We start from the raw sequence: 26,103 nt of genomic DNA, 5'->3' as shown, positions 1-26,103 counted from the left end.
GTCACGCCAGCGAGTCGGCCCGGCGATAGCGCCCGGTGTAGTCGAAGAGCTTCTCGCGCACCTGCCAGTGGCGCCCGACCTTGCGCCCGACCACGAAGTCCGGCGCGCGCAGCCGGCGCTGCTCGGCGATCACCTCCTCCGGCGTGGTGGGCGACCAGCGAGCGCCCGGTGCGCGCAGGTGGTCACGCAGGAAGGCCGCGGCGAAGGCGCCGCGCTGGGCCGGCGTCTCCAGGGCGAACCACTCGGCGAGGGTCACGCCCTCCTCGTCGTGGTAGGTGACCTTGAGGCGCGGCAGTCCGCGGCCGTTGACGGTGGCCTCGAGCTGCATCCCGCCGACCCGCAGCACCCGGGCGTCGCGCAGCTTGAGCGCCTCCTTGAGCTTGTCGTCGGCGTCTACCAGCAGCGCCTGACAGCCGTGGCAGCGCCGGGCGGCGATGTCGTTCTCGGCGCCGCAGTCGGGGCAGGTCTTGAAGCGGAAGCGAAACGAGCACTGCTCCATCGCCGGCGCTGCCGATCTGGACGTCGTGTCTGTCGCGCGGGGGCGGGCGCGCGTGGAAGGCACCAGCCCCTGGCAGCGCCGCCCGAAGTGCTCGATGACCAGCTCACCGTCGCGCTTGCCCCAGAAGAGGTTGGGGTGGTCGCACTCGGGGCACGGCACCTGCACCGGCTCGCTGTCGCCGTCCGGCTTGGGGCTGCCCACCTCCGGGGCATAGAGGTCCCAGGGATTGCCGGCGTAGTCGAGGATCAGGCAGTCGGCCTTGCCCGGCGAGAGGCGCAGGCCGCGCCCGACGATCTGCTGGTAGAGGCTCACCGACTCGGTGGGGCGCAGGATGGCGATCAGGTCCACGTGGGGGGCGTCGAAGCCGGTGGTGAGCACCGCCACGTTGACCAGGTACTTGAGCTCGCGGGCCTTGAAGGCGGCGATGAGGCGCTCGCGCTCGGCCGAGGGGGTCGCCCCGGTGACCAGCGCCGCCTCGCCGGCCGGCAGGTAGCCCAGGATCTCCTCGGCGTGGGCCACGCTGGCCGCGAAGAGCATCACGCCGCGGCGCTCCCGGGCGCGCTCGACCACCTCGGCGATGATCCCCGGGGTGGCGCGGCTGCCGGCGACGACCCGATTGAGTTCCTCCTCGCGGAAGAACCCGCTGGAGGACGGCGCCAGTGCCGAGAAGTCGTAGCGCTCGACGGCGGCATCGACCCGCCGGGGCTCGACCAGGTAGCCCTGGCGCACCATCAGGCGCAGCGGCTGCTCGAACACGCAGTCGCGAAAGAAGCACGCCTCGTCGCCGCGCACCATGCCGTGGTGGTGGCGATGGTAGATGAACCCCTGACCCAGCCGATAGGGCGTGGCGGTCAGCCCCAGCACCTTGAGTCGTGGATTGGCCTGGCGCAGGCGGTCGATCACCCGGCGATAGCTGGCCTCCTTCTCGCTCGAGACCCGGTGGCACTCGTCGATCACCAGCAGGGTGAACTGGCCCTCGTCGAAGCGCTCCAGGTTCCTCACCACCGACTGCACCGAGCCGAACACCACCTGGCGGCCGCTCTCCTTGCGCCCCAGGCCGGCACTGAAGATATCGGCCTCGAGGCCATAGGCCTGGTACTTGGCGTGATTCTGCTCGACCAGCTCGCGCACGTGGGCCAGCACCAGCACCCGCCCCCGTGCCAGGCGCGCCAGCTCGGCGATCACCAGCGACTTGCCGCTACCGGTGGGCAGCACCACCACCGCGGGCTCGTCGGAGGCCCGGAAGTGCTCGACCACCCGGGTAACGGCCTGGTGCTGGTAGGGGCGCAGCTGGGGCACGGACGTTTCGGGCATGGCCACCTCCTGTCGGCGAAGCCGCCATCCTACCGGGCGGCGGCGTCCGCGTCAGGCGTCCCGCGCACTCAGCTGATCAGGCCCTGCAACAGCAGGTAGCCCGGCACCCAGGCGGTCACCAGCCCCTGAGTCAGGGAGGTGCGCGCCATCAGCGGCTGCAGGTGCGGGCGGTGGCAGAGCATCAGGTAGAAGCCGAACCAGAGCGACGCCCAGGCCAGCCAGTTGGCACCCGACCACCAGCCCCACAGGCCCTCGGCCACGGCGAGCTGCAGGAGCCCGGTGGGCAGGGCGGTGAGCGCCACGAACAGGCAGAAGTAGCCCAGGCCGTGGCCGGAGCTGCCGTTGCGGCGATTGATGGCCACCCAGAGGTAGGTCAGGGCGAACAGCAGCGTCATGGCCGCGGTGCGCACGCTGGCGGCATCGGCCCCGGGGCCGAAGGCCGCATAGGCGGCCACGGCGAGGCTCACCCCGCCGACGAAGAAGTTGATCACCTGGATCTCGCGATCCTCGATGCGTCCCATCATCCACAGGCCGTTGAGCACCAGCACCGCACCCACGTAGAGCAGGCTCAGCCCTTCATGCATCGTCGTCTCGCTCCCTCGAATGGCGGCATCCGGCCCCGTGCCGTCCGCCTCGAGCGCTCTTATAGACCGCCCCGGCCGGCAAGGCAACAGAAGTGGAATTATTTTTCATTTTAACGACAGGGCACAGCCGGCGATGGACGGGCCTTGACCTCGTGGCCTTTCGCCATGATATCTAAAGGGACCAAGGGAAGAATCGATTGCCCATAGCCGAAACAGGAGAGGCGCAGATGAAAGTGAAGACCAGCCCGGAATGTCCCAAGTGCGGCCATCGCATGAAGCGATTCCCGCCCGGCCGCAAGGACGAGTACCACGTTCACTGCGCCGAGTGTAACTACGACTTCGGCCGCTTCGATCATTTCCAGGCGCAGTTCCGCCACGCCATCGAGGAGCTCGAGGAACAGCTGAAGCACCGCGATACCGCCGACGACGATCGCGGCTGATCGTCGCGCCGACACCGCCGTCGGGTCGGCATCGCACCATCAAACGCCGACGCCCGGGACCAGGTCCCGGGCGTCGGCGTTTCATCGACGGCGCGAGCGGCGCCGCACCTCGCGAATCAGCCCAGCCAGGTCCGGGCGTTGCGGAACAGGCGCATCCAGGCCCCATCCTGGGTCCACTCGGCGGGACGCCAGGAGTTGGTCACCGCCCGCACGACCCGCTCCGGGTGCGGCATCATGATGGTCACGCGGCCGTCCGGCGTGGTCAGGCCGGTGATGCCGGAGGGCGAGCCGTTGGGGTTGGCCGGATAGCGGGTGGTCACCTGGCCGTGGTTGTCCAGGAAGCGCAGGGCGACCTGGCCGCTGCCCTGCAGGCTGCGCAGGTGGGCGCTGTCGCGGAACTCGGCCCGGCCCTCGCCGTGGGCCACGGCGATGGGCAGGCGTGAGCCCTCCATGCCGGCGAGCAGGATCGATGGGCTCTCCTCCACCTGCACCATCGAGACCCGCGCCTCGAACTGCTCGGACTCGTTGCGCACGAAGCGCGGCCAGGCCTCGGCACCCGGGATCAGCTCCTTGAGCTGGCCGAGCATCTGGCAGCCGTTGCACACGCCCAGCGAGAAGCTGTCGTCGCGCTCGAAGAAGGTCGCGAACTGCTCCCGGGCACGGGGGTTGAAGAGGATCGACTTGGCCCAGCCGCCGCCGGCCCCCAGCACGTCGCCGTAGGAGAAGCCGCCGCAGGCCACCAGGCCCTTGAAGGCCTCCAGGCTCACCCGCCCCTCGAGGATGTCGCTCATGTGCACGTCGACGGCCTCGAAGCCGGCCTTGTCGAAGGCCCAGGCCATCTCCAGCTGGCCATTGACGCCCTGCTCACGCAGCACCGCCACGGCCGGGCGAGTCGTGTTGATGAAGGGGGCCGCAATGTCCTCGTCGACATCGAAGGTCGGCTGGGCCGAGAGCCCCGGGTCGCGGCCGTCGAGCAGCCCATCGAACTCGTTCTTGGCGCACTCGGCGTTGTCGCGCAGCGCCTGCAGACGGTAGCTGGTCTCGGCCCAGGTGCGCTCGGCCAGCAGCCGGGTGGTCTCCAGCAGCGGCTCCTCGAACAGCGTCACACGCACCTGGTCGTCGTAGCGCGGCCGGGCGATGACGCCGCAGGTCTCGATGCCCGCCGCGGCGAACTGCGCCAGCACCTCCTCGGTATCCTTCCGGTTTACCTGGATGACCGCACCGAGCTCCTCGGTGAAGAGCGCGTTGAGGGCGTCGACGGGCTCGTCGATCATCCAGTCGAGCTTGATTTCCAGGCCCGTGTGGGCGGCGAAGGCCATCTCCAGCAGGGTCACCAGCAGGCCGCCGTCGCTGCGGTCGTGGTAGGCCAGCAGCTTGCCCTCGGCGTTGAGCCCCTGGATCACCGTGAAGAAGGCGCGCAGGTCCTCGGGATCGTCCAGGTCCGGGCACTCGTCGCCCACCTGACCGTAGACCTGGGCCAGCGCCGAGCCGCCCAGGCGGTTCTTGCCGGCGCCCAGATCGATCAGCAGCAGATCGGATTCGTCCTGCTCCAGGTTGACCTGGGGCGTGAGGGTGCGCATGGCGTCGGTGACCGGAGCGAAGCCGGTGATCGACAGCGACAGCGGCGAGGTGACGCTCTTCTCCACGCCCTCGCCCTGCTCTTCACTCGAGCCGTTCTCCTCCTGCCAGGCGGTGCGCATGGACATCGAGTCCTTGCCCACCGGGATGGCGATGCCCAGGGCCGGGCAGAGTTCCATGCCCACGGCGTGCACGGCGTCATACAGCGCCTGGTTCTCGCCGGGGTGGTCGGCGGCGCTCATCCAGTTGGCCGAGAGCTTGATGTCCTCGATCTTCTCGATCGGCGCGGCGGCCAGGTTGGTGATCGCCTCGGCCACTGCCAGTCGTGCACTGGCGGCCGGGTCGATCAGCGCCACCGGCGGACGCTCGCCCATGGCCATCGCCTCGCCGGCATGGGTGTCGAAGCTCGCCGTGGTCACGGCGACGTCGGCCACCGGTACCTGCCAGGGGCCGACCATCTGGTCGCGGGCCACCTGGCCGGTGATCGAGCGGTCGCCGATGGTGATCAGGAAGCTCTTGGAGGCCACGGCGGGCAGGCGCAGCACCCGGTCCATCGCCTCGCGCAGGTCGAGGTTGTCGAGCATCACGCCGGAGAGGGTGTTGGTCTGGCGGGTGAACTCGCGCTGCATCTTCGGCGGCTTGCCGAACAGCACGCTCATCGGCAGATCCACCGGCTGGCTCTCGAAGTGGCCATCGGTGACCGCCAGGTGGTGGGCCTCGGTGGCCTCGCCGACCACGGCATAGGGGCAGCGCTCGCGGGCGCAGAGCGCCTCGAAGGTCTCGAGGTCCTGAGGGGCCACGGCGAGCACGTAGCGCTCCTGGGCCTCGTTGCACCAGATCTCCAGCGGGCTCATGCCCGGCTCGGCATTGGGCACGGCGCGCAGGTCGAACAGCCCGCCGCGCTCGCCGTCCTTGACCAGCTCGGGCAGGGCGTTGGAGAGCCCGCCGGCGCCGACGTCGTGGATGAAGCGGATCGGGTTGTCGTCGCCCATCGCCCAGCAGCGATCGATGACCTCCTGGGCGCGGCGCTCCATCTCGGGGTTGCCGCGCTGCACCGAGGCGAAGTCCAGGTCGGCGCTGGAGGCGCCGGAGGCCATGCTCGAGGCGGCGCCGCCGCCCAGGCCGATCAGCATCGCCGGGCCGCCCATCACGATCAGCTTGCCACCGACCGGGATCTCGCCCTTCTGGACGTGGCCGTCGCGGATGTTGCCGTAGCCGCCGGCCAGCATGATCGGCTTGTGGTAGCCGCGCCGCTCGATGCCGTCACGGCCCAGGGCGTCCTGCTCGTAGGTGCGGAAGACGCCGGCGAGGTTCGGGCGGCCGAACTCGTTGTTGAAGGCGGCGCCACCGATCGGCCCCTCGAGCATGATCTGAAGCGCCGACTGGATGCGCTCGGGCTTGCCGTAGTCGAAGGCCTCCCAGGGCTGCACGAACTCGGGGATGCGCAGGTTGGAGACGGTGAAGCCGGTCAGGCCCGCCTTGGGCTTGCCGCCGATGCCGGTGGCGCCCTCGTCGCGGATCTCGCCGCCGGCGCCGGTAGCCGCGCCCGGATGCGGTGCGATGGCCGTGGGGTGGTTGTGGGTCTCCACCTTCATCAGGATCTGGATCGGCTCCTGGGAAGCGCCGTAGACGGCGCGCTCCTCGCCCTGGCCGGTGAGCGGCGCGGGATAGAAGCGCGGCGCTTCCGAGCCCCGGATCACCGCCGCGTTGTCGCTGTAGGCGGAGAGGATGTCGCCGGGCGAGCACTCGTGGGTGTTCTTGATCATCTTGAACAGCGAGCGCTCCTGGGCCTCGCCGTCGATCAGCCAGTCGGCATTGAAGATCTTGTGGCGGCAGTGCTCGGAATTGGCCTGGGCGAACATCATCAGCTCGACGTCCGCGGGGTTGCGACCCAGCTCGCGGAACGCCTCGCAGAGGTAGTCGATCTCGTCCTCGGCCAGCGCCAGACCCAGCTCGACGTTGGCGATCTCGAGGGCCTCACGGCCGCCGTCGAGGATGTCCACGCTGCCCAGCGGCGCCGGGGCGTGATGGGCGAAGAGCCGGGCGGCGTCGGAGGGATCGGCCAGCACGGTCTCGGTCATGCGGTCGTGCAGGGCGGCCTGGAGGCTCTCGAAGGCGGCCTCGGCGAGCGTGCCGGCCACCTTGACCCGATAGGCGATGCCGCGCTCGATACGCTGCACCCGGGAAAGCCCGCAGTTGTGGGCGATGTCGGTGGCCTTGGAGGACCAGGGGGACTGGGTGCCGATGCGCGGCACCACGAGGAACAGCTGGCCTTCGCCATGGGGCGCATCCTCGCGCGCGGGGCCGTAGTCGAGCAGCTGCTCCAGCAGACGCCGCTCGCCCTCGTCCAGGTCACCGTCATGATCGACGAAGTGGACGTAGTCGGCCTGCAGGGACTCGACCTCGGGAACGGATGCGCGCAGGGCGTCCAACAGCTTGGCATGACGGAAAGCAGATAGGGCGGGCGCGCCTCGCAGTTCGAGCATATCCTGGAGCCTCTGATACAGGGGGGAATTCGGGGCCGCGGCCGGCGGCAACGAGCGCACATGATACTGGAAAGCACCGGGCGCGAGAAATCGGCGAAGGTGACAGCCATCGATTAGCTGGTTATGGTTGAGGGTCTCATCGCCGCACGCCGCCCCTATGCCCGCATTCGCGACCGCCCCTTCCCGGCGCCACTGGCGCGGGACCGTCCTGATGTGCAGTGCCCTGCTGCTGGCATTGCTGCCCCACCGCGGCGGCCCCCCGGAGGCGTCGCACCTCGAGGAGGTGCTCGCCCGGGACTTTCTCAGCGTGCATACCCGCAATACCCCCACCACCTACTACGAGGGGCGCGAGGGCCCGACCGGGTTCGAGTACGAGCTGGTGCGCCGATTCGCCGATCACCTGGGGGTCAGCCTGACCCTGGACGCCGACCACCACATCCCCGGCGTGCTCGAGGCGGTGCGCGAGGAGGGCGACCTGGGCGCGGCCGCCCTGCCCCTGAACCCGACGCTCGAGGGCGTGCTGTTCAGCCGACCGATCATGCCGCTGCAGCCGCTGCTGGTCTATCGCCGCGGCCTGCATCCGCCCGAGGACATCGCGGAACTGGAAGGGCTGGAGATCGGCACCCTGCGCGGCTCCGGCACCGACCGGGTGCTGCGTGAGCTGCAGGTGGAGCACCCGTGGCTCAGCTGGAAGGAGTCCGCCGAGCTGGAGGTGGCCGAGCTGCTCGGCCAGGTGGCCGACGGCACCCTGGACGCCGCGGTGATCTTCGAGCACCAGTTTCGCCTCAACCGGTTGTTCTTCCCCGAGGTCGAGGACGGCTTCACGCTCGGCAAACCGCTCTCCCTGGCCTGGGCCTTCCCCGCCGGCCGCGGGCTGGGGCTGGTCGGCGAAGCCAACCGCTTCCTCGACGCACTGCGCCGCGACAACGAGCTCGACGCCCTGGTTGCCCGCTACTTCGGCCACGACGACTACCTCGAATACGTGGGGGCCCGCACCTTCATCGCCCATGCCCGCGAGCGCCTGCCCCGCTTCGGCGAGCTGTTCCGCGAGGCCGCCCGCAACACCGGTTTCGACTGGAAGCTGCTGGCCGCGCTGGGCTACCAGGAATCCCACTGGGAGCCCCGGGCCACCTCCCCCACCGGGGTGCGCGGCCTGATGATGCTCACCAACGCCACCGCCGGCGAGCTCGGCGTCGACAACCGCCTCGACCCCGCCCAGAGCATCCACGGCGGTGCCCGCTACCTGCGCCAGGTCGAGGAGCGCCTGCCGGCATCGATCGAAGGTGACGACCGCCTGTTCATGGCCATGGCCTCCTACAACGTCGGCCTCGGCCATCTCTACGACGCCCGCAAGATCACCGAGATGCGAGGCGGCGATCCCGACCGCTGGCGCGACGTACGCGAGTCACTGCCCCTGCTCCAGGAACGCGAGTGGCACAGCAAGACGCGCCACGGCTACGCCCGGGGCGGCGAGCCGGTGATCTACGTGCGCAATATCCGCCGCTACTACGAGATCCTGGCCTACCTCGATCGCAGCCAGGAGCAGTTCCACGAGCTAAATGCCCGGCGGCCTGACCGGGCCGACGTCGAGCTCTTCGAGCAGATTCCGCCGGTCCTCTAGCCGGCCGCGCCGTCGCCACCTTCGTGACCGCCGCGGCGGGCGGAGAAGAACGCCTTGAGCAGCCGTGAGGCGCGGGCGGCCAGCACACCGCCCTCCACCGTCACCCGGTGGTGATACCAGGGCTGGGCGAAGAGATTGGCCTTCGATTCCACCATGCCGCTGCGCGGCTCGGCCGCGCCGTAGACCACCCGGGCCAGGCGGGCATGGATGATCGCCCCGGTACACATCAGGCAGGGTTCGAGGGTCACGTAGAGGGTACAGCCGTCCAGCCGGTAGTTGCCGAGCCGCTCGCCGGCGGCGCGCAGCGCCTGGATCTCGGCGTGGGCACTCGGATCATGGCCGCCCACCGGAGCATTGAAGCCGACACCGACGATCTCGCCCGTGGCGTCCACCACCACCGCGCCCACCGGCACCTCGCCGGCGTCCAGGCCCCGCCGGGCCTGGTCCAGCGCCCGATGCATGTAGAACTCGTCGCTGCGCACTGTGCGGAACTCCCGTAGACTGGATGGCATTAAGACGATCGTATGATACCGGTGGCGTCCCTGCACGCCACCGCTCGGAGGAACGATGACACCCGATGCCCTGAACGCCCTGGTGGACCTGCTCGGTCTCGAGACCCTGGAGGAGAATCTGTTTCGCGGCCGCAGCCAGGACCTCGGACTGCCGCAGCTGTTCGGCGGCCAGGTGCTGGGCCAGGCCCTCTCGGCCGCCAGCCAGACCGTCGACCCGAGCCGGCGGGTCCACTCCCAGCACGGCTACTTCCTGCGCCCGGGAGACCCGCACCGTCCGGTGGTCTACCAGGTGGATGCGGTGCGCGATGGCGGCAGCTTCACCACGCGCCGGATCACCGCCATCCAGAAGGGGCGGCCGATCTTCTTCTGCAGCGCCTCCTTCCAGGGCGCGGAGCAGAGCATCGCGCACCAGACCACGGCGCCCGCGGTGCCCGCGCCCGAGACCCTGCAAGAAGGTGACGCCCGCCTCGAGCGCTTCCCCGGCCACCCCATCGAGTTTTTGCGCATCGACGAGAGCGCCGAGCCCGGCGAGGCCTCCCGCAAGCGCCTGTGGTTTCGCCTGGTGGGCGAGCTGCCCGACGACCAGGCGCTGCAGCGCAGCCTGCTCGCCTACAGCTCCGACTTCAACCTGCTGACCACCTCGCTGGTGCCCCACGGCATCGCGTTTCGCGACCCCCGGCTGCAGATCGCCAGCCTCGATCACGCCCTCTGGTTCCATCGCGACGTGCGGGTCGACGACTGGCTGCTCTACGACATGGACAGCCCCTGGGCCGGCGGGGCGCGCGGCTTCGCCCGCGGCAGCCTCTATGACCGCCAGGGCCGGCTGGTCGCCTCCAGCGCCCAGGAGGGACTGACCCGGCTGCGTTCCTGACCCTTGGCAGTGCGCCCGACCCGGCGCTATCCTGCCCCCTGCCGCCGCAATAGCTCAGCTGGTAGAGCAACGCACTCGTAATGCGTAGGTCGGAGGTTCGAGTCCTCTTTGCGGCACCAAAAAACTATAGAAAAACGGCCACTTCGCCCATCGGGGCGGTGGCCGTTTTTCATCATGGGCGCTCGAGTTGTCCCCTAGGCAGCAAGCGACGAAAAGGATGGAGCCGGTGATCACCCGTTGCTGAAGTAATCGACCCGACCATCGCAGTTGCTGACGTAATCGGGCAGGTCGTCTCGGCGGTCGTACCAGCGCATCGTCTTGCAACGGGAGCCATATCCCCCGCTGGTATCCACGTCGTCCGGCCGGCCGAGGATGTCGATCACGTCCTTCTCTTCCATGCCGATCAGGATGATGCCGCGGCTGCGGGCCTTTACCAGCGCGTTACGGCTGATGCCCATGTCCCTGGCTCGCTCGCTCACCGAGCGCGGCACCGACGAGGGGCGCCTTGACGCAGTGCCTTGAGGGTCGCCACCAGCGCGAGAGCGGTCGGTGTCGGGCAGGGAGGAGAACGATTGCGGCTCGGGCGCCGCGTAGCGGGAGACGCCGCCGCCCTGGAAGGCCTCGCCCCCCGAGCAGCGATCGCGGTATGCGCCGTCCGGGCATTTCATGATCTGCGCCTGCCCCATCAGCGGCAGGAGCAGCAGCACCATCGCCATGTATCGCATGCTGTCCTCCTTGGCAGACTCACAGGGTAGCAGCCTGCCAAGGGCGTCATGTGCCGGATGGGCGTTCGCTGACGCCACGCGTCGGCGATCTCGTCGGTTGCCGTGCCGCCGCCATGCCCGCGGCATGACGGCGACGGATCGTGCCTCAGTAGTCGCCCAGCAGCTGCTCCAGGCGGAAGACGGCACCCGAGAGCTCACCGAAGCTCATCGCCGGCTGTGCCGGGGCCTCGGCCGATGGCCAGGCCTGCAGCACCTCGTCGTAGGCGCTCAGCAGGGCCTGGTAGCCCTCGGCGTCCTCGCCTGCGCCGAACACCTCGCCCTGGCGCTCGAGCAGCTGGCGTCCCACCTGCATCATGCCGCGTCCATCCTGATACTCGACGACGTTGGTGAATTCGCCCTCCTCGACGGCCTCGGCATACTCGTACAGCGAGGCGGTGACCAGGGCGCGATGCACCCGGCTGATGAAGGCGGGATCCTCGAGCAGCGCTGCCTCGGTGGTGGCCATGGCCTCCTCGAGCGTGGTCTCGACCTCGGCGTAGCGTGATTCGAGCGCCTCCCAGGCCAGTCCCTCACGGGCGCCCTGCTCGAGGGTCTCGAGCGAGGACTGGACGGCCTCGTCGACGCCCCGGGACGCCAGGGCCGACTCCACGGACGGATACTGCTCGTCGAGGGGGTGGGCGAAATGCACCACGGCAGCATCCTGCTCGCCCTGGCGATAGAGCTCACGGGCGACCTCGAGGTGGCCCTGCATCATGGCCAGGCGGGTGTAGGTGACGCCGGGATTGTCGGCGGGCGCGGTGGCGTTCTCGCCGCCTTCACCGCCTTCGCCGCCTTCACCGCCTTCACCGCCTTCACCGCCTTCACCGCCTTCACCGCCTTCACCGCCTTGGGCAGCATCCCAGCCGGAGAAGACCGCCAGCGGGTCGGGGCCCAGGCCGCCGCCTTCGCCACCTTCGCCACCTTCGCCACCTTCGCCACCTTCACCGCCTTCGCCGCCTTCGCCGCCTTCGCCGCCTTCGCCGCCTTCATGGTGATGGCTTTGCTCGCCGCCTTCACCACCTTCACCACCCTCGTGGTGCTGGCTCTGCTCGCCGCCTTCACCACCTTCGCCACCCTCGTGGTGACGGCCCTGCTCGCCGCCTTCGCCACCCTCGTGGTGCTGGCTCTGCTCGGCGGCATTCATCTCGCCCTCGTGGGCCTCGACGCTGTCGGCCCAGCCGGCGCTCGCCGTGCCCAGCAGGACACTCGTTCCGACGCCGATCCAGAGCTTGGTGCGGGTAGTGGCCATGATGCGCGCTTCCTCTCGTTGCATGGGTATCGTGACATGAAGTTGGGCGGCAGACACCGCGATGAAACGATAGTACCGTCGGCACACGGAACGCAAATCCTTTTCATTCAGATATACTGGGTGCCACCCCCATCCCCATGGAGTCGATCGTGATCCTCTGCATCGCCCAGATCATTCCCGAGGAACTGCTTCAGCGCATCCAGTCCACCCTGGCCGACACGCCCTTCCAGGACGGGCGCGAGACCGCCGGCTGGCATGCCCGCACGGTCAAGCACAACCGCCAGGCCGAGGGCGGCCACCCCGCCGTGAGCGCGCTGCGCGAGGAGGTGGCCGGCCATCTCCAGCGCCATGCGCTGTTCCAGATGGCGGTGCGTCCGCGACGCATGAAGCCGCTGATGTTCAGCCGCTACGAGCCGGGCATGAGCTACGGCAACCACGTCGACGACGCGATCATGGGCAGCCCCGGCGGCGCCATGCGCACCGATATCTCCTTCACCCTCTTCCTCGGCGACCCGGACAGCTACGACGGCGGCGAGTTGCTGATCGAGACCACCGGCGGCGAGCAGACCTTCAAGCTACCGGCCGGCTCGCTGGTGCTCTACCCCTCCTCGACCCTGCACCGGGTCGAGCCGGTCACCCGGGGCGAGCGCCTGGCGGCGGTCGGCTGGGCGCAGAGCCTGGTCCGCGATCCCCAGCAGCGGGAGGTGCTCTTCGACCTGGACACCACCCGCCGGCGACTCTTCGAGGAGAGCGGCAAGACGCCGACCTTCGATACCCTCTCGAAGAGCCTCGCCAACCTGCTGCGGATGTGGGCCGACACCTGATGCGTCGCCTCGCCGGCGGGTGCCTCAGCCGGTGCGGACGCGCATCAGCTCGTCCCAGCGGGTGGTATAGCGCGGCGTGCGCCGCTCGCAGCGCAGCGCCCAGGCGGTGCCCGCCCGCGGCAGGCCGAAGCGCACGGTATCGCGCCCCATCTCGCGGTTGAGCCGATCCACCGCCGCCATCAGCCGCTGGCTGCGGCCACGCTCGGCCTCGCTGCGCGGCGCCAGCAGCGAGAGCTGATGGCGCTCGGCCTCCACCAGGTCGAGCAGCATCACCCCGCACTTCTGGTAGCGCGGCCCCTCGAGGAAGATCGCCTCGAGCCCCCGGGCGGCGGCCGCGAGCAGCGCTCGGCTGTCGTCGCTGGGGGCCGGCAGCGGCACCACCGCGCTGTTGCGGTACTGGCGTTCGCCGACCCGGTGAGGGTTGGTGCGCAGGAAGACCATCACCGCCCGGGCCTGGCTGCCCTGGCCACGCAGCTTCTCGGCGCCCCGGGCGGCGTGCTGGCGCACCGCCTCCTGCAGGTCGGCGAAGGCGCCGGTAAGCCGCCCGAAGGAGCGCGAGACCATGATGCGCTGGCGCGGCTCGGTGAGGTCATCGAGCACGATGGCCGGGCGACCGCGCAGTTCCCAGACGATGCGTTCCAACACCACCGAGAAGTGGCGGCGGATCTGCTTGGGATCGGCCTCGCGCAGCTGCCAGGCGGTGTGGATCTCCATCAGTGCCAGCCGCTCGGCGGTGCGTCGCGCCACGCCCCACAGCTCGGTCACCGGCAGCCTCTCGAGCAGCGCACGGGTGGCGGGGGCGTCGACCTCGAGCCGGCAGACGCCCTCGAAGGCCGCCTGCTTCTTGGCCGCGTGATTGGCCACCTTGGCCAGCACCCGGGTCGGCGCGAGCCCCACGCAGACCGGGATGCCGGTATCCCGGCGTACCGTCTCACGCAGCCGCTGGGCGTGAGCCTCCAGGCCCTCCGTCGCGAAGCCGGTGAAACCCACGAAGCTCTCGTCGATGGAGTAGGCCTCCACGTCCGGCGAGAACTCGTCGAGGATCCGGTTGACCCGCCGGCTCATGTCGCCGTAGAGCGCGTAGTTGCTGGAGAGCAGCACCGCCTGGCGGCGGATGGCCGGCGGCAGCAGGTGCAGGGGCGCACCCATGGCCACCCCCAGCGCCTTGAGCTCGTTGGAGCGCGCCACCACGCAGCCGTCGTTGTTGGAGAGCACGCCCACCGGCCGCCCCTCCAGTCGCGGGGCGAAGGCCCGCTCGCAGCTGACGTAGAAGTTGTTGCAGTCGACCAGCGCGATCACGACTCGCCCCCCGGCAGGGCATGCAGCACATGGGTGACCACGCCCCACACCTGGCACTCGCGCCCGGCCAGGGGGATCGGCGCGAAGCGCGGGTTGCTCGCCACCAGGAAGGTCCGCTCGCCGCGACGCTCCAGGCGCTTCACGGTGGGCTCGCCGTCCACGGCGATCACCACCACCCGGCCGGGCAGCGGCTCCAGGCTGCGATCCACGACCAGCAGGTCGCCGTCATGGATGCCGTCGCCGAGCATGGAGTCGCCCTCGGCGCGCACGAAGTAGGTGGCGGCCGGGCGGCGCACCACGTGGGCATGCAGGTCGATCTCCACGTCGAGATGGTCATCGGCCGGGCTCGGGAAACCGGCCCGCACCCGACACCCCATCAGCGGCTGGGTCGCCGCTCCCGGCAGCGCCACCGCGCGGCCGATCGGCCGCACGGCGGTAGACGTCGGCGAGGTCATGGGCACCCCCATTGATACTGTATTCATATACAGTATTCGCCACTCCCCTGCCGCTGGCAAGCCCCGCCGTCCGTCAGGCGGCGTGCTACCGTGAAGGCACCATCACAACACACCTCACCAGGACGCCGGCCATGCCCCATCCCCTGCTCTCCCGCCAGCCCTTCGCCGAGAAGGGCAAGGTGGTCTCCGCCCGCGAGGCCGTGAACCTGATCCGCGACGGCGATGCCCTGGCCACCGGCGGCTTCGTCGGCATCGGCTTCGCCGAGGGGCTCGCCGTGGCCCTCGAGGAGCGCTTCCTGGAGACCGGCCAGCCCCGCGACCTGACCCTGATGTATGCCGCCGGCCAGGGCGACGGCAAGACCCGTGGGCTCAACCACCTGGGGCATGAGGGGCTGGTGGCGCAGGTGATCGGCGGCCACTGGGGGCTGGTGCCTGCCCTGCAGCGCCTCGCCCTCGAGGGGCGCATCCAGGCCTGGAACCTGCCCCAGGGGGTGATCTCGCACCTCTTCCGCGACATCGCCGCCGGCAAGCCCGGCACCCTCACCCGGGTGGGGCTCGGCACCTTCGTCGACCCGCGCCTGGGCGGCGGCCGAATCAACGACGTCACCATTGATGAGCGCGTCTCGCTGCTGCCCATCGACGGCCAGGAGTACCTCTTCTACCGGGCCCTGCCGCTGCAGGTGGCGCTGCTGCGCGGCACCACCGCCGACACCCTGGGCAACGTCAGCATGGAGCGCGAGGCCCTGACCCTGGAGGCGCTGGCCATCGCCACGGCGGTGCGCAACTCAGGAGGCGTGGTGATCGTGCAGGTGGAGCGCCTCGCCGAGCACGGCACCCTGCACCCCAAGGACGTGAAGATCCCCGGCGTGATGGTCGACTGCGTGGTCGTCTGCGAGGACCCGGAGCACCACTGGCAGACCTTCAACACCGCCTACAACCCGGCCTTCTCAGGCGAGATCCGCGCGCCCATGGCGACGCCCGAGCCGTTGCCGCTCTCGGTGCGCAAGATCATCGCCCGGCGCGCGGCCTTCGAGCTCCGGCCCAACAGCGTGGTCAACCTGGGGATCGGCATGCCCGAGGGCGTGGGCGCGGTGGCCAGCGAGGAGCGCCTGCTCGCGCACCTGACCCTGACCGCCGAGCCCGGGGTGATCGGCGGCCTGCCGGCCGGCGGGCTGGACTTCGGCGCGGCGCTGAACACCCAGGCGATCATCGACCAGCCGGCCCAGTTCGACTTCTACGACGGCGGCGGGCTCGATATCGCCTTCCTCGGCATGGCGCAGGTCGACGCCACCGGCAACGTCAACGTCTCCCGCTTCGGCCCGCGCCTGGCCGGCGCCGGTGGCTTCATCAACATCAGTCAGAACGCCCGCCGGGTGGTGTTCATGGGCACCTTCGTGGCCACCAAGGAGACGCTCGCCGTCGTCGACGGGGCGCTGAAGCTGCCCGCGGGGGGCCAGAGCAAGTTCGTCACCGAGGTGGAGCAGCGCACCTTCAGCGGGGCGCTGGCCGCCGCGGACGGCAAGCCGGTCTGCTACATCACCGAGCGGGCCGTGTTCGAACTCACCCCGGAAGGCCTCGCCCTCACCGAGATCGCCCCCGGCGTCGATCTGGAGCACGACGTGCTGGCGCTGATGGACTTCATCCCGTTGATGCCCGAGCCGCCGCGCCGGATGGACGCGCGCATCTTCCACGAGGCACCCATGGGGCTCGCCGAGGAACTGCTGGAACGGCCGCTGGCAGAGCGCTTCAGCCTCGACGAGAAGGACGACGTGCTCTTCATCAACTTCGAGCACCTTCGCGTCGCCTCCCAGGCGGACATCGACGCCATCGAGCAGGAGGTCGAACGCCGCCTCGCTCCCCTGGGCCGCCGGGTCCAGGCGATCGTCAACTACGACCACTTCCGCATCGACGATGCCCTGCTCGCCCCCTACACCGAGATGGTGCGCGGCCTCGAGGCGCGCTTCTACACCCGGGTGACCCGCTACACCACCAGCGGCTTCATGCGTCGCAAGCTCGGCCATGCCCTGGAGGAGCGCGCCGTCCCGCCGCACATCTACGAGAGCGCCGAGGAGGCCCGCCAGCACCTGAAGACGTGATGCTTCACCGGCCCCCAACGACGACGGGTGGCCCAGCAGGGCCGCCCGTCGCATCGCGGAGCGAGAATCAGGTGGCTGGGCAGGTCGCCGCCAGCGCCTCGACCGGCACCGGCCGGCTGAAGAGATAGCCCTGGAAGGCCGCGCAGCCGTGGGCGGTCAGCCAGGCCCGCTGGGCCTCGTTCTCGACGCCCTCGGCGAGCACCTCCAGCTGCAGGCTGCGGGAGAGCGCGATGGTACTGGCGACGATGGCCGCGCTGGCCTCGTCCTCCAGCAGGTCGCGCACGAAGGACTGATCGATCTTGAGCTGGTCCAGCGGCAGGCGCTTGAGGTAGGAGAGCGAGGAGTAGCCGGTGCCGAAGTCGTCCAGGGCGAAGGTCACCCCGTGCGCCTTGAGGCGCTGCATGGTCTGGCGGGCCTCGTCGCGATCATGGACGAACAGGCTTTCGGTGACCTCGAGCTTGAGACGCGACGGCCGGGCCCCGGTGCGCGACAGGATGGAGAGCGTCTGCTCGGCGAAGCCCGGCTCACGAAACTGCTCGGGGCTGACGTTGACCGAGAGCGTCAGCTCGGCCATGGCCGGATCACTGGCCCAGGCCGCCAGCTGCCGACAGGCGGTCTCCAGCACCCAGCCGCCGATGGGCACGATCAGCCGGTTCTCCTCGGCCAGGGGGATGAACTCGGCGGGCGAGACCATGCCGCGCGTCGGGTGCGACCAGCGCAGCAGCGCCTCGGCGCCGATCATCCGACCATCGCCCCCCACCTGAGGCTGGTAGTGGAGCAGGAACTCGCCCCGGGACAGCGCCTGACGCAGGTCGGCCTCGAGCCGGGCACGCTGCTGGAGCTGTGCCTGCATCGCCGGATCGAAGAAGCGCAGGGTGTCGCGACCCGCCTCCTTGGCCTTGTAGAGCGCCATGTCGGCCTGCTGGAGGACCTGCTCCAGGGTCGTCTCGCGCTCGCGATAGAGCGTGATGCCAAGGCTCGCGGTCACCGACAGCTCGTCGTCGGCCAGGCGCATCGGCGAGCGCAGCGTGCCGAGCAGCTTGTAGGCGATACGCTCGGCCACCACCGCCACGTGCGCCTGATCGCCCCCGAGATCGTGCAGCAGCACGGCGAACTCGTCGCCGCCCAGCCGCGCCAGGGTGTCGGTCTCGCGCAGCACCCGATTCAGCCGCCGGGCGACCTGCTGCAGCAGGTCATCGCCGACCCGGTGCCCCCGGGTGTCGTTGACCCGCTGGAAGTTGTCCAGGTCGAGATAGAAGAGCGCACCGAACTGGCCGCTGCGATAGCTGTCCTTCAGCGCACCGGAGAGGCGATCCAGCATCAGTCGGCGGTTGGGCAGCCCGGTCAGGGGATCGAAGAAGGCGAGCTGGTGGATCTCCTCCTCGGCCGCCTTGCGCCGGGTGATGTCGTTGAAGGTGGCCACGTAGTGGGTCAGCTCGCCGGCGTCATCGCGCACCGCGCTGATGGTCAGCCACTCGGGGAAGATCTCGCCGTTCTTGCGACGGTTCCAGATCTCGCCCTGCCAGCTACCGTGCCGCTGCACGCTCTCCCAGAGCGCCTCATAGAAGGCGTCGTCGTGCCGCCCGGAACTGAGCAGGCTCGGATCGTGCCCCAGCACCTCCGCCTCGGCATAGCCGGTGATGCGGGTGAAGGTCTCGTTGACGCGCAGGATCGCGCCCCGCTCATCGGTGACCAGCATCCCCAGATGCGTCTCGAAGGCCATGGCGGCGATGCGCAGCTGGGCCTCGGTGGCACGCGTCTCGGTGACCTCGCGCACCACGGCCAGCACGCCGCCGAGAGCGCCCCCCTCGTCCAGCGAACTGAGGATCGCGTGGAAGTCGCGCGGCACGCCGGCCAGTGTGACGCGATAGTCGAACTCCACCGGCTCGCCGCTGGCCCGCAGCTCATCCAGGGCGCGATCGAGCTGACGCGCCACGTCCGCCGAGAGGACCTCGCGGTAGTGACGCTGCAGCAGCGCCCCGGCGTCGCCGACCAGCTGGTCGCGGTCGACGGTATGCACGTAGACGAAGCGTCCCTCCGCATCGAAGACGAAGATCATGTCCTGAATCGAGCCGACCAGGGCGCGTAGCTGCGCCTCGCGCTCCAGCACCGAACGCCGCGCCTGCTCCCGCTCTTCCAAACGCCAGCGCAGCTCGGCTTCCAGGCGCCGCAGATGGAGGTAGTGCCGCAGCAGCCATCCGCCCAGCACCGCCACCAGCAAGTACACGCCCACCAGCAGCCACAGGCGGTGGAACCAGTCGCTCAAGGCCCCGTCGAGGCTCTCGCCGACCACCACCAGCAGGGGCAGGTCCGCCAGGCGCTGCATCGCAAAGAGCCGCTCGCTGTCGTCCAGCGGTGAGACGATGCGCAGCCTCGTCGAGGGCTGGCCGCTCTCCAGGAAGGTCTGTGTCATAGGCTCGCTGACCTGCCGGCCGACTATGCCCGTCGTGCCGCCCACATCGATGGCCGGCCAACGGGCCAGCAGCCGCATGTCGGTATCGAGGATGGCGATGCTCTCCCCCGAAGCCAGGTCCAGGCGGGCGAGGGTGTCACCGAGGACGGCGGGATCCAGGAAAGCGACCACCAGACCACTGAAGTTCCCGTCCTCATCGTCCAGGCGATGGGCATCCACGAGGTGATACTGCCGGGTCGCGGCCGACCAGGTGAGCGTCGAGACCCGGTGATCCAGGTCGGGCCGGTCGACGAGGGCACCAAACCAGGACTCGCGGCCGAGATCCTTGCCGGCGGGAAAGGCCGGATCGGTCGCGGTGATCACGCGTCCGTCGGGACCGACGACCGCGATGCTGTCGATGACCTCGAGGCGATCCTGTTGCTGGCTCAGCCGGGCCTCGAGTCCGGAGACGCTGCCCTGGCGCTCGAGCAGGTTCCGGCGCATGGGAGACTCGAGCAGGCGGGCCAGGCTCGAGAGCCGCTCCTCGCTGGCCGCGAAGGCCCCCGCGACCCATTCCGCCACCAGGTCGGTCCGCGCCCCGGCGCGCTCCCATGAGCGGTCGAGAGCGTGCTGGTGGCGGTCGACGAGCACCCAGGCCAGGAAAGCCGCCAGCGCCAGAAGCGCCAGCAGGTAGGTGCCGATGGCGTGCAGCCGAGGCCAGCCGTGTCGCGTGCCGGCGGTGCGTGGAGAGTCCTTCATGCCGCCCGATATCCTTGTCGTAACGCCGGTGAGGCTCCCTCAGTGTAACGGATAGTAGGGAACTGTCCTGCCTCGACCCCGCCGGGCCGCCCCGGCGAAGCGGCCGGCGCGCCGGCGGCCTGACATTGATGTGACGACGCCCAGCGGCCACCCTGAAGGCATCCGCCGATCACCGGACGACACGGGGGCGCCCTCGCCATGGACGATGTCGCCAGCGACTTTCTCATCGCCAACGAACCCGCGCTGCGCCTGGGCGTGGCGCTGCTGCTGGGCGCCCTGATCGGCATCGAGCGCGGCTGGGTCGCCAGGGAGCAGCAGTCCGGCGAGCGCATCGCCGGCATCCGCACCCACGCGCTGGTCGGCCTGCTGGGGGGCATCGCCGCCCTGCTCTCCGAGGCCGTCAGCGACTGGGCCTTCCCGCTGATCTTCCTGGCGCTTGCCGCCACCAGCCTGGTCGCCTGGCGGGCGAGACTGACCCGGCACCATGACTACAGCATCACCGGCCTGGTGGGGCTGCTGCTGACCTTCTGCTTCGGCGCGGTGGCGGTGGCGATCGACCTGGCACTGGCCACCGCCGGGGCGGTGATCACCGCCGTGATCCTCGACAACAAGCACGAGATCCACGGCCTGCTGAACAAGCTGCAGGCCCATGAGCTCGATGCCGGCCTCAAGCTGCTGCTGATCAGCGTGGTGATGCTGCCGCTGCTCCCCGACCGTGGCCTCGGCCCAGGCGAAGTGCTCAACCCCTACGAGATCTGGTGGATGGTGGTGCTGATCGCCGCGATCTCCTTCGTCGGCTACTTCGCCATGCGCGTGGGCGGCACCGAGAAGGGCATCCTCTTCACCGGGCTGTTCGCCGGCCTCTCCTCCTCCACGGCGCTGACCCTGCATTTCGCCCGGCTGTCGCGCCAGAGCCACGAGATCGAGGCGATGCTGGCCGCCGGCATCCTGGTGGCCTGCGGCACCATGTTCCCGCGGATCCTGATCTATGCCGCGGTGATCAGCCCGGGCCTGCTGCCCCGCCTGCTGCTGCCGATCGCGGTGATGGGCCTGTTGCTCTACCTGCCGGCGCTGCACCTCTGGCGCCGCCATCGTCGCACCCTCAGGGTCGACAGCCCGACGCCGATCCAGAACCCCCTGGAGCTGCGCACCGCGTTGCTGTTCGGCGGGCTGCTCGCGCTGATCATGCTGCTCGGCGAGTGGCTGCGCGAAGGGCTGGGCGAAGCCGGTATCTACCTGCTGGCCGCCGCGTCGGGCGTGGCCGATGTGGACGCCATCACCCTATCGCTGACCCGCATGTCACTGGAACGGATCGCCCCCGCCACCGCGGTGCTGGGGATCATCATCGCCGCCGCGGTCAACAACCTCTTCAAGTCGGGGCTGGCCAGCGCCTTCGGCACGCGACGGCTCGGCCTGCGCGTCGCCCTGCCGATGGTCGCCTCCATGTCGGCGGGTCTGGCGCTGGCCTGGCTGACGTGAGCGCCGAACTCGACGTGGACGCGCGGTTCACTGCCGATCGATCGCCAGCAACGGCACGTCTAGCCATCGGGCCAGGCCCTGGGCGCCGTCGCGCATCACGGCATGGTGATTCCAGGCGAAGATCGGCTCGGCGAGCGGCATGAGAAGCGCCATCCAGCGCCGAACGGGGCGCACCCGCCATTCGTAGCGCACTCGGGTGACGCCCCGCGCCTCGCTCAAGTGCCAGCGACCGACTCCCCGCACGTCGCCATGGGCGACGCCCTCGATCAACCGGCCCGGCACCACGTGAGTCACGCGCACGTCGAAGCGCAGGGGATACCCCAGTCGACTCCGCCAGCGATAGCGATAGCACCGGCCGATGCCACGGACATCTCCCGCTGCCAGCTCCTCCACGGCGCGCAGGCTTTTCCACCAGGCGGGCCAGTCCGAGGTATCGACGAGCGCCCGGTAGATTCGGTCGAGGGGCGCCTCGAACCACCAGGTGGTGACGTAGCAAAGCTCCGCGGTGCTCGAATGCCTGGTCATGGTCCGAGGCGCGCGCTCGTTCCCCGTGCCGGTCGCGATGATCCCGTCCTGCGTCGGATAGGCGACCGGACGGTGACATGCAGGCAGCATGGCAACACGCTTGCCACGCAGCGCGCGTCACCTGGCCTGAGGCTAGGGGCTCTCGTAGGGCCGGGACGAGAGGTCGTCGGGACCGTGGCGATTGAGGATCTCTTCCGCCTCCGGCTGCGACGTCTCTGGGACGATCACCTTGACCTCGCTGGTCTGTCTGTCGAGAAACAGCTTCTCCCGGGGATAGCCCTCGGAGACCAGCTCATCGAAGGCGTTGATGGCCTTGTCGATGCTGCCATAGGCAGCGGTAACGGTCTGTGTCATGACACCCTCCACAACCGGGGTATGGAGTATCCGGCACCGGGCGGTGCCGGGAGGCGACGAGAGGGACGTGCCCCCTCGCCTGCAGTGTAGTCACAGCGGCTCCTCCGCCAACGGCCAGGCGATCTTCGCGATGCTTGTCCCGGATCAAGTCGACCCCATGAGCGGCGCGCGGGAACAATTCCGCGGACTACGCTGGAAGAGTCATGGATCCACGAGGTCGTCGCCCATGGAGATTTTCCGCAAGAGCCGCCGCGAGGCCGGTGAGGCGGTGCTGAAGGACTACCCGTCGACGTGCGCTGGCTTCTCCTGGGAGCAGGCGCGGTCGTGGCTCGACGGCCTGCCGGGCGGCGGGCTGAACATCGCCCACGAGGCGGTGGATCGCCATGCCACCGGCGAGACGGGGGAACGCATCGCGATCCGCTGGCTCGGCAAGTCGGGGACGCGCCGCGAGATCCGCTACCGAGAGCTGGCCGAGCTGAGCAGCCGTTTCGCCAATGTGCTGGAGGCCCTGGGCGTGGCCCGCGGCGCCGGCCTCTTCCTGCTCGCCGGGAGGATTCCCGAGCTCTACCTCGCGGTGCTCGGGGCGCTCAAGCAGGGCGCCGTGGTCACGCCGCTGTTCTCGGCCTTCGGCCCCGAGCCCATCGCCACCCGGATGACCCTCGGCGAGGGCCGGGTGCTGGTGACCACCACCAGCCTCTACCGTCGCAAGGTGGCCCCGATCCGCGACCGGCTGCCGTGCCTCGAGCACGTCCTGGTGGTCCGCGACGACGATGATGATGAAGCGCTACCCGAGGGCACCCGGGAACTCGCCCCGCTGCTCGAGGCGGCCTCGCCCGACTACACGATCCCGGCGACCGACCCCGAGACGCCGGCCCTTCTGCACTTCACCAGCGGCACCACCGGCAAGCCCAAGGGAGCCCTGCACGTCCACCAGGCCGTGGTCGCCCACCACGCCACCGCCCGCTTCGCCCTCGACCTGCGCGGGGGGGATGTCTTCTGGTGCACCGCAGACCCCGGCTGGGTCACCGGCACCTCCTACGGCATCATCGCCCCGCTCTCCCTCGGCGCCACCCTGGTGGTCGACGAGGCGGAGTTCGATGCCGAGCGCTGGTACCGGATCCTGGAGCGCGAGGCCGTCAGCGTCTGGTACACCGCCCCCACCGCCGTGAGGATGATGATGAAGGGCGGCTCGGAGCGTGCCCGCGCCCGGGCCTATCCCGCCCTGCGCTTCATCGCCAGCGTCGGCGAGCCGCTCAACCCCCAGGCCGTGCACTGGGGCGTCGAGGCCTTCGGTCTGCCGATCCACGACAACTGGTGGCAGACCGAGACCGGCGGGATCATGATCGCCAACTTCGCCAGCATGGACATCCGCCCCGGCGCCATGGGCAAGCCGCTGCCCGGCATCGAGGCCGCCGTGCTGCGCCGCCTGCCCGACGGCGGCGTCGCCCCGGTCGAGCATGTCGACGACGAGGGCGAGCTCGCACTGCGCGTCGGCTGGCCCTCGATGTTTCGCACCTACCTGAATGAGGAGGAGCGCTACCGCCGCTGCTTCGCCGGCGACTGGTACCTGACCGGCGACCTCGCCCGCCGTGACCCCGAGGGCTACTTCTGGTTCGTGGGCCGTGCCGACGACATGATCAAGTCCGCCGGGCACCTGATCGGCCCCTTCGAGGTGGAATCGGCACTGATGGAGCACCCGGCGGTGGCCGAGGTCGGGGTGATCGGCAAGCCGGACCCGGTGATCGGCGAGATCGTCAAGGCCTTCGTGGCCCTGAAGCCGGGTCATGCGCCCGGCGAGGCCCTGCGCCGCGAACTGCTCGGCTTCGCCCGCCAGCGCCTCGGCCCCGCGGTCGCGCCCAAGGAGATCGACATCCAGCCCTCGCTGCCCAGGACCCGCAGCGGCAAGATCATGCGTCGCCTGCTCAAGGCCAGGGAGCTGGGCCTGCCCGAGGGCGATACCTCGACCCTGGAGACCTCGCGATGACCCCCCAGGACACCCCCGACACCCGGCCCGCCATCGGCGCCGCCGGGCTGGACGACCCCGACCGCGCCAGGGCACTGCTGTGGCAGATGGTGCGCATCCGCCGCTTCGAGGAGAAGTGCGCCGAGCTCTACAGCGCCGGCAGCATCCGCGGCTTCCTGCACCTTTACATCGGCGAGGAGGCCATCGCGGCCGGCGCCCTGCCCGCCCTGCGCGACACCGACAGCGTGCTGGCCACCTATCGCGAGCACGGCCATGCCCTGGCCCGGGGCGTGCCGGCCGGCGAGATCATGGCCGAGATGTACGGCAAGCAGGAGGGCTGCAGCCGCGGCCGCGGCGGCTCCATGCACCTGTTCGACGCCGGCCGGCGCTTCGTCGGCGGCAGCGCCATCGTCGGCGGCGCCCTGCCGCTGGCGGTGGGCTTCGCCCTGGCCGACCGGCTGGCCGGCCGCGACAGCGTGACCGCCTGCTTCTTCGGCGACGGCGCCGTGGCCGAGGGCGAGTTCCACGAGTCGCTCAACCTCGCGACCCTCTGGCAGCTGCCGGTGCTCTTCCTGTGCGAGAACAACCGCTACGCCATGGGCACCGCGCTGGAGCGCCACCAGTCCCAGGTCGACCTCGCCGCCAAGGCCGCCGCCTACCGCCTGCCGAGCGAATCGGTGGATGGCATGGACGTGGTGGCGGTGAGCCGGGCCACCGAGGCCGCGGTGGCCTACGTGCGCGGCGGCCAGGGGCCGATGTTCCTGGAGTACCGCACCTACCGCTTCCGCGCCCACTCGATGTTCGACCCCGAGCTCTACCGCGACAAGGCGGAGGTCGAGCAGTGGCGGCAGCGCTGTCCCGTCGAGACCTTCGCCCGGGACGCCGTGGCGTGCGGGCTGCTCGAGGCCTCGGTGCGCGACGAGATCGAGCGCGAGGTCGCCGAGGAGATCGATGCCGCCGTGGCCTTCGCCGAGGCGGGCACCTGGGAGCCGGTGGAACACCTCTGCCACAACGTCTATGCCCGGGAGGTGCGCCCGTGACCACCCAGACGATCGCCTACCGCGAGGCCCTGCGCCAGGGATTGCGCGAGGCCCTGATCCGCGATGAACGGGTCTTCCTGATGGGCGAGGACGTGGGCCGCTACGGCGGCACCTATGCGGTCAGCCACGGCCTGCTGGAGGAGTTCGGCGAGGCGCGCATCCGCGACACCCCGCTCTCCGAGTCGACCTTCACCGGCGCAGGCATCGGCGCGGCCCTCAACGGCATGCGCCCCATCGTCGAGATCATGACGGTGAACTTCAGCCTGCTCGCTCTCGACCAGATCATGAACAACGCCGCCACCCTGCGCCACATGTCCGGCGGGCAGTACAGCGTGCCGGTGGTGATCCGCATGACCACCGGCGGGGGTCGCCAGCTCGCCGCCCAGCACTCCCACAGCCTGGAGGGCTGGTACGCCCATATCCCGGGGCTGCGCATCGTCGCCCCCGCGACCCACGAGGACGCCCGCGGCATGCTGCTGGCCGCCCTGGAGGACCCCGACCCGGTGCTGATCTTCGAGCATGCCCTGCTGCTGGGCGCCGAAGGCACGGTCGAGGGCGAGGCGCATCCCATGGAGCTCGACCATGCCGCCATCCGGCGGGAAGGCAGCCAGGTCAGCCTGATCACCTACGGTGGCATGCTGCACAAGACCCTGGCGGCCGCCGAGCAGCTGGCCACCGAGGGCATCGATGCCAAGGTGCTCGACCTGCGCACCCTGCGCCCCCTGGACGACGCCGCGATCATGGCCTGCGTGGCCAAGACCCACCGGGTGGTGGTGATCGACGAGGGGTGGCGCAGCGGCAGCCTGTCGGCCGAGATCATCACCCGCATCAACGAGCAGGCCTTCTTCGAGCTCGATGCTCCCCCGGTGCGGGTCTGCAGCCAGGAGGTGCCGGTGCCCTACGCCAAGCACCTCGAGGACGCGGCGCTCCCCCAGGTCGAGGACATCGTCGCCGCCGTCCGGCGGCTGCTCGGCTGATGGCGAGGCACGACATGGGGAG

20 protein-coding genes and 1 tRNA gene are annotated in these 26,103 nt (G+C 70.0%); 10 read left to right on the top strand and 11 right to left on the bottom strand.

The genetic code is table 11. The annotated features are described in order from the left end of the window. Position 1: 1 nt before the first annotated feature. A complete protein-coding gene (radD, locus tag ACGTNG_RS10580) occupies positions 2 to 1,813 on the bottom strand; it encodes a DNA repair helicase RadD (protein WP_394576980.1) in 1,812 nt (603 codons plus the stop codon). 68 nt (positions 1,814 to 1,881) lie between these two features. Then, positions 1,882 to 2,397, bottom strand: coding sequence for an AmiS/UreI family transporter (locus ACGTNG_RS10575; protein ID WP_394576979.1), 516 nt, complete (start codon positions 2,395 to 2,397; stop codon positions 1,882 to 1,884). Positions 2,398 to 2,624: 227 nt separating this feature from the next. Here ACGTNG_RS10575 and ACGTNG_RS10570 point away from each other — a divergent pair, with 227 nt between their 5' ends. Next, positions 2,625 to 2,837, top strand: a complete 213-nt coding sequence (locus ACGTNG_RS10570; protein WP_394576978.1) for a hypothetical protein — start codon at positions 2,625 to 2,627, stop codon at positions 2,835 to 2,837. Positions 2,838 to 2,953: 116 nt separating this feature from the next. Here the strand turns inward: ACGTNG_RS10570 and purL are convergent, their stop codons facing one another. Next, complete coding sequence (purL, locus tag ACGTNG_RS10565) at positions 2,954 to 6,901, bottom strand: phosphoribosylformylglycinamidine synthase (protein WP_394576977.1); 3,948 nt, start codon at positions 6,899 to 6,901, stop codon at positions 2,954 to 2,956. Between the two features lie 211 nt (positions 6,902 to 7,112). On the opposite strand from purL, the gene mltF reads away from it, so the two are divergent. Beyond that, positions 7,113 to 8,522, top strand: coding sequence for a membrane-bound lytic murein transglycosylase MltF (mltF, locus tag ACGTNG_RS10560; RefSeq protein WP_394576976.1), 1,410 nt, complete (start codon positions 7,113 to 7,115; stop codon positions 8,520 to 8,522). Here mltF and tadA read toward each other — a convergent pair. Next, the gene (gene tadA, locus ACGTNG_RS10555; protein WP_394577260.1) at positions 8,519 to 9,004 is read right to left on the bottom strand and encodes a tRNA adenosine(34) deaminase TadA; all 486 of its coding nucleotides are present in this window, start codon (positions 9,002 to 9,004) and stop codon (positions 8,519 to 8,521) included. The genes mltF and tadA overlap by 4 nt on opposite strands. Positions 9,005 to 9,089: 85 nt before the next feature. Here tadA and ACGTNG_RS10550 point away from each other — a divergent pair, with 85 nt between their 5' ends. Next, a complete protein-coding gene (locus ACGTNG_RS10550; RefSeq protein ID WP_394576975.1) occupies positions 9,090 to 9,905 on the top strand; it encodes an acyl-CoA thioesterase in 816 nt (271 codons plus the stop codon). A gap of 43 nt (positions 9,906 to 9,948) precedes the next feature. After that, a tRNA-Thr gene (locus tag ACGTNG_RS10545) sits at positions 9,949 to 10,024 on the top strand. 111 nt (positions 10,025 to 10,135) lie between these two features. Here ACGTNG_RS10545 and ACGTNG_RS10540 read toward each other — a convergent pair. Then, the gene (locus tag ACGTNG_RS10540) at positions 10,136 to 10,621 is read right to left on the bottom strand and encodes a hypothetical protein (RefSeq protein WP_394576974.1); all 486 of its coding nucleotides are present in this window, start codon (positions 10,619 to 10,621) and stop codon (positions 10,136 to 10,138) included. A 154-nt stretch (positions 10,622 to 10,775) separates the two neighbouring features. After that, positions 10,776 to 11,918, bottom strand: coding sequence for a 4-helix bundle domain-containing protein (locus ACGTNG_RS10535; protein ID WP_394576973.1), 1,143 nt, complete (start codon positions 11,916 to 11,918; stop codon positions 10,776 to 10,778). Between the two features lie 149 nt (positions 11,919 to 12,067). On the opposite strand from ACGTNG_RS10535, the gene ACGTNG_RS10530 reads away from it, so the two are divergent. Continuing rightward, a complete protein-coding gene (locus ACGTNG_RS10530; RefSeq protein ID WP_394576972.1) occupies positions 12,068 to 12,742 on the top strand; it encodes a Fe2+-dependent dioxygenase in 675 nt (224 codons plus the stop codon). A gap of 24 nt (positions 12,743 to 12,766) precedes the next feature. Here ACGTNG_RS10530 and ACGTNG_RS10525 read toward each other — a convergent pair whose 3' ends face one another. Together ACGTNG_RS10525 and ACGTNG_RS10520 are read right to left on the bottom strand one after the other, a co-directional pair. Next, entirely contained in the window at positions 12,767 to 14,041 is a 1,275-nt protein-coding gene (locus ACGTNG_RS10525) for a Y-family DNA polymerase (protein WP_394576971.1), read from the bottom strand. Next, positions 14,038 to 14,523, bottom strand: coding sequence for a LexA family protein (locus ACGTNG_RS10520; protein ID WP_394576970.1), 486 nt, complete (start codon positions 14,521 to 14,523; stop codon positions 14,038 to 14,040). The genes ACGTNG_RS10525 and ACGTNG_RS10520 overlap by 4 nt, the downstream gene beginning before the upstream one ends. A 104-nt stretch (positions 14,524 to 14,627) precedes the next feature. On the opposite strand from ACGTNG_RS10520, the gene ACGTNG_RS10515 reads away from it, so the two are divergent. Beyond that, positions 14,628 to 16,592 (top strand): acyl CoA:acetate/3-ketoacid CoA transferase, encoded by a 1,965-nt coding sequence (locus ACGTNG_RS10515; RefSeq protein WP_394576969.1) that lies wholly within the window; start codon positions 14,628 to 14,630, stop codon positions 16,590 to 16,592. A 67-nt stretch (positions 16,593 to 16,659) separates the two neighbouring features. On the opposite strand, the gene ACGTNG_RS10510 is transcribed toward ACGTNG_RS10515, so the two are convergent. Continuing rightward, positions 16,660 to 19,743 (bottom strand): bifunctional diguanylate cyclase/phosphodiesterase, encoded by a 3,084-nt coding sequence (locus tag ACGTNG_RS10510; RefSeq protein ID WP_394576968.1) that lies wholly within the window; start codon positions 19,741 to 19,743, stop codon positions 16,660 to 16,662. A gap of 198 nt (positions 19,744 to 19,941) precedes the next feature. Between ACGTNG_RS10510 and ACGTNG_RS10505 the strand changes: the two genes are divergently transcribed. Beyond that, a complete protein-coding gene (locus tag ACGTNG_RS10505) occupies positions 19,942 to 21,222 on the top strand; it encodes an MgtC/SapB family protein (protein WP_394576967.1) in 1,281 nt (426 codons plus the stop codon). Positions 21,223 to 21,249: 27 nt separating this feature from the next. Here ACGTNG_RS10505 and ACGTNG_RS10500 read toward each other — a convergent pair whose 3' ends face one another. After that, positions 21,250 to 21,747 (bottom strand): SRPBCC family protein, encoded by a 498-nt coding sequence (locus tag ACGTNG_RS10500; protein WP_394576966.1) that lies wholly within the window; start codon positions 21,745 to 21,747, stop codon positions 21,250 to 21,252. A 132-nt stretch (positions 21,748 to 21,879) separates the two neighbouring features. Then, the gene (locus ACGTNG_RS10495) at positions 21,880 to 22,101 is read right to left on the bottom strand and encodes a hypothetical protein (protein WP_394576965.1); all 222 of its coding nucleotides are present in this window, start codon (positions 22,099 to 22,101) and stop codon (positions 21,880 to 21,882) included. Between the two features lie 226 nt (positions 22,102 to 22,327). Here ACGTNG_RS10495 and acsA point away from each other — a divergent pair, with 226 nt between their 5' ends. Genes acsA through ACGTNG_RS10480 form a run of 3 tightly spaced genes read left to right on the top strand, consistent with a single transcriptional unit; the run spans position 22,328 to position 26,081 of the window. Next, positions 22,328 to 24,085, top strand: coding sequence for an acetate--CoA ligase (gene acsA / locus ACGTNG_RS10490; protein WP_394576964.1), 1,758 nt, complete (start codon positions 22,328 to 22,330; stop codon positions 24,083 to 24,085). Then, on the top strand, positions 24,082 to 25,104 hold the full coding sequence (pdhA, locus tag ACGTNG_RS10485; protein WP_394576963.1) for a pyruvate dehydrogenase (acetyl-transferring) E1 component subunit alpha: 1,023 nt from the start codon (positions 24,082 to 24,084) through the stop codon (positions 25,102 to 25,104). Before acsA ends, pdhA begins: the two co-directional genes overlap by 4 nt. Next, positions 25,101 to 26,081, top strand: coding sequence for an alpha-ketoacid dehydrogenase subunit beta (locus ACGTNG_RS10480; protein WP_394576962.1), 981 nt, complete (start codon positions 25,101 to 25,103; stop codon positions 26,079 to 26,081). The genes pdhA and ACGTNG_RS10480 overlap by 4 nt, the downstream gene beginning before the upstream one ends. Positions 26,082 to 26,103: the final 22 nt, after the last annotated feature.

Origin of the sequence: Halomonas sp. B23F22_3, from assembly GCF_043496965.1 — a bacterium.
In the GTDB taxonomy this organism is placed as follows: Bacteria; Pseudomonadota; Gammaproteobacteria; order Pseudomonadales; family Halomonadaceae; genus Halomonas.
Note: the sequence above shows the minus strand (reverse complement) of the source record. Positions and strands in the feature narration are given on the sequence as shown.

What these genes read in the sequence shown, in the direction of transcription:
- radD (WP_394576980.1), bottom strand. Translation starts at nt 1,813, where the DNA reads ATGCCCGAAACGTCCGTGCCCCAGCTGCGCCCCTACCAGCACCAGGCC.
- ACGTNG_RS10575 (WP_394576979.1), bottom strand. Translation starts at nt 2,397, where the DNA reads ATGCATGAAGGGCTGAGCCTGCTCTACGTGGGTGCGGTGCTGGTGCTC.
- ACGTNG_RS10570 (WP_394576978.1), top strand. Translation starts at nt 2,625, where the DNA reads ATGAAAGTGAAGACCAGCCCGGAATGTCCCAAGTGCGGCCATCGCATG.
- purL (WP_394576977.1), bottom strand. Translation starts at nt 6,901, where the DNA reads ATGCTCGAACTGCGAGGCGCGCCCGCCCTATCTGCTTTCCGTCATGCC.
- mltF (WP_394576976.1), top strand. Translation starts at nt 7,113, where the DNA reads ATGTGCAGTGCCCTGCTGCTGGCATTGCTGCCCCACCGCGGCGGCCCC.
- ACGTNG_RS10550 (WP_394576975.1), top strand. Translation starts at nt 9,090, where the DNA reads ATGACACCCGATGCCCTGAACGCCCTGGTGGACCTGCTCGGTCTCGAG.
- ACGTNG_RS10540 (WP_394576974.1), bottom strand. Translation starts at nt 10,621, where the DNA reads ATGGCGATGGTGCTGCTGCTCCTGCCGCTGATGGGGCAGGCGCAGATC.
- ACGTNG_RS10535 (WP_394576973.1), bottom strand. Translation starts at nt 11,918, where the DNA reads ATGGCCACTACCCGCACCAAGCTCTGGATCGGCGTCGGAACGAGTGTC.
- ACGTNG_RS10520 (WP_394576970.1), bottom strand. Translation starts at nt 14,523, where the DNA reads ATGAATACAGTATCAATGGGGGTGCCCATGACCTCGCCGACGTCTACC.
- ACGTNG_RS10515 (WP_394576969.1), top strand. Translation starts at nt 14,628, where the DNA reads ATGCCCCATCCCCTGCTCTCCCGCCAGCCCTTCGCCGAGAAGGGCAAG.
- ACGTNG_RS10510 (WP_394576968.1), bottom strand. Translation starts at nt 19,743, where the DNA reads ATGAAGGACTCTCCACGCACCGCCGGCACGCGACACGGCTGGCCTCGG.
- ACGTNG_RS10505 (WP_394576967.1), top strand. Translation starts at nt 19,942, where the DNA reads ATGGACGATGTCGCCAGCGACTTTCTCATCGCCAACGAACCCGCGCTG.
- ACGTNG_RS10500 (WP_394576966.1), bottom strand. Translation starts at nt 21,747, where the DNA reads ATGACCAGGCATTCGAGCACCGCGGAGCTTTGCTACGTCACCACCTGG.
- ACGTNG_RS10495 (WP_394576965.1), bottom strand. Translation starts at nt 22,101, where the DNA reads ATGACACAGACCGTTACCGCTGCCTATGGCAGCATCGACAAGGCCATC.
- acsA (WP_394576964.1), top strand. Translation starts at nt 22,328, where the DNA reads ATGGAGATTTTCCGCAAGAGCCGCCGCGAGGCCGGTGAGGCGGTGCTG.
- pdhA (WP_394576963.1), top strand. Translation starts at nt 24,082, where the DNA reads ATGACCCCCCAGGACACCCCCGACACCCGGCCCGCCATCGGCGCCGCC.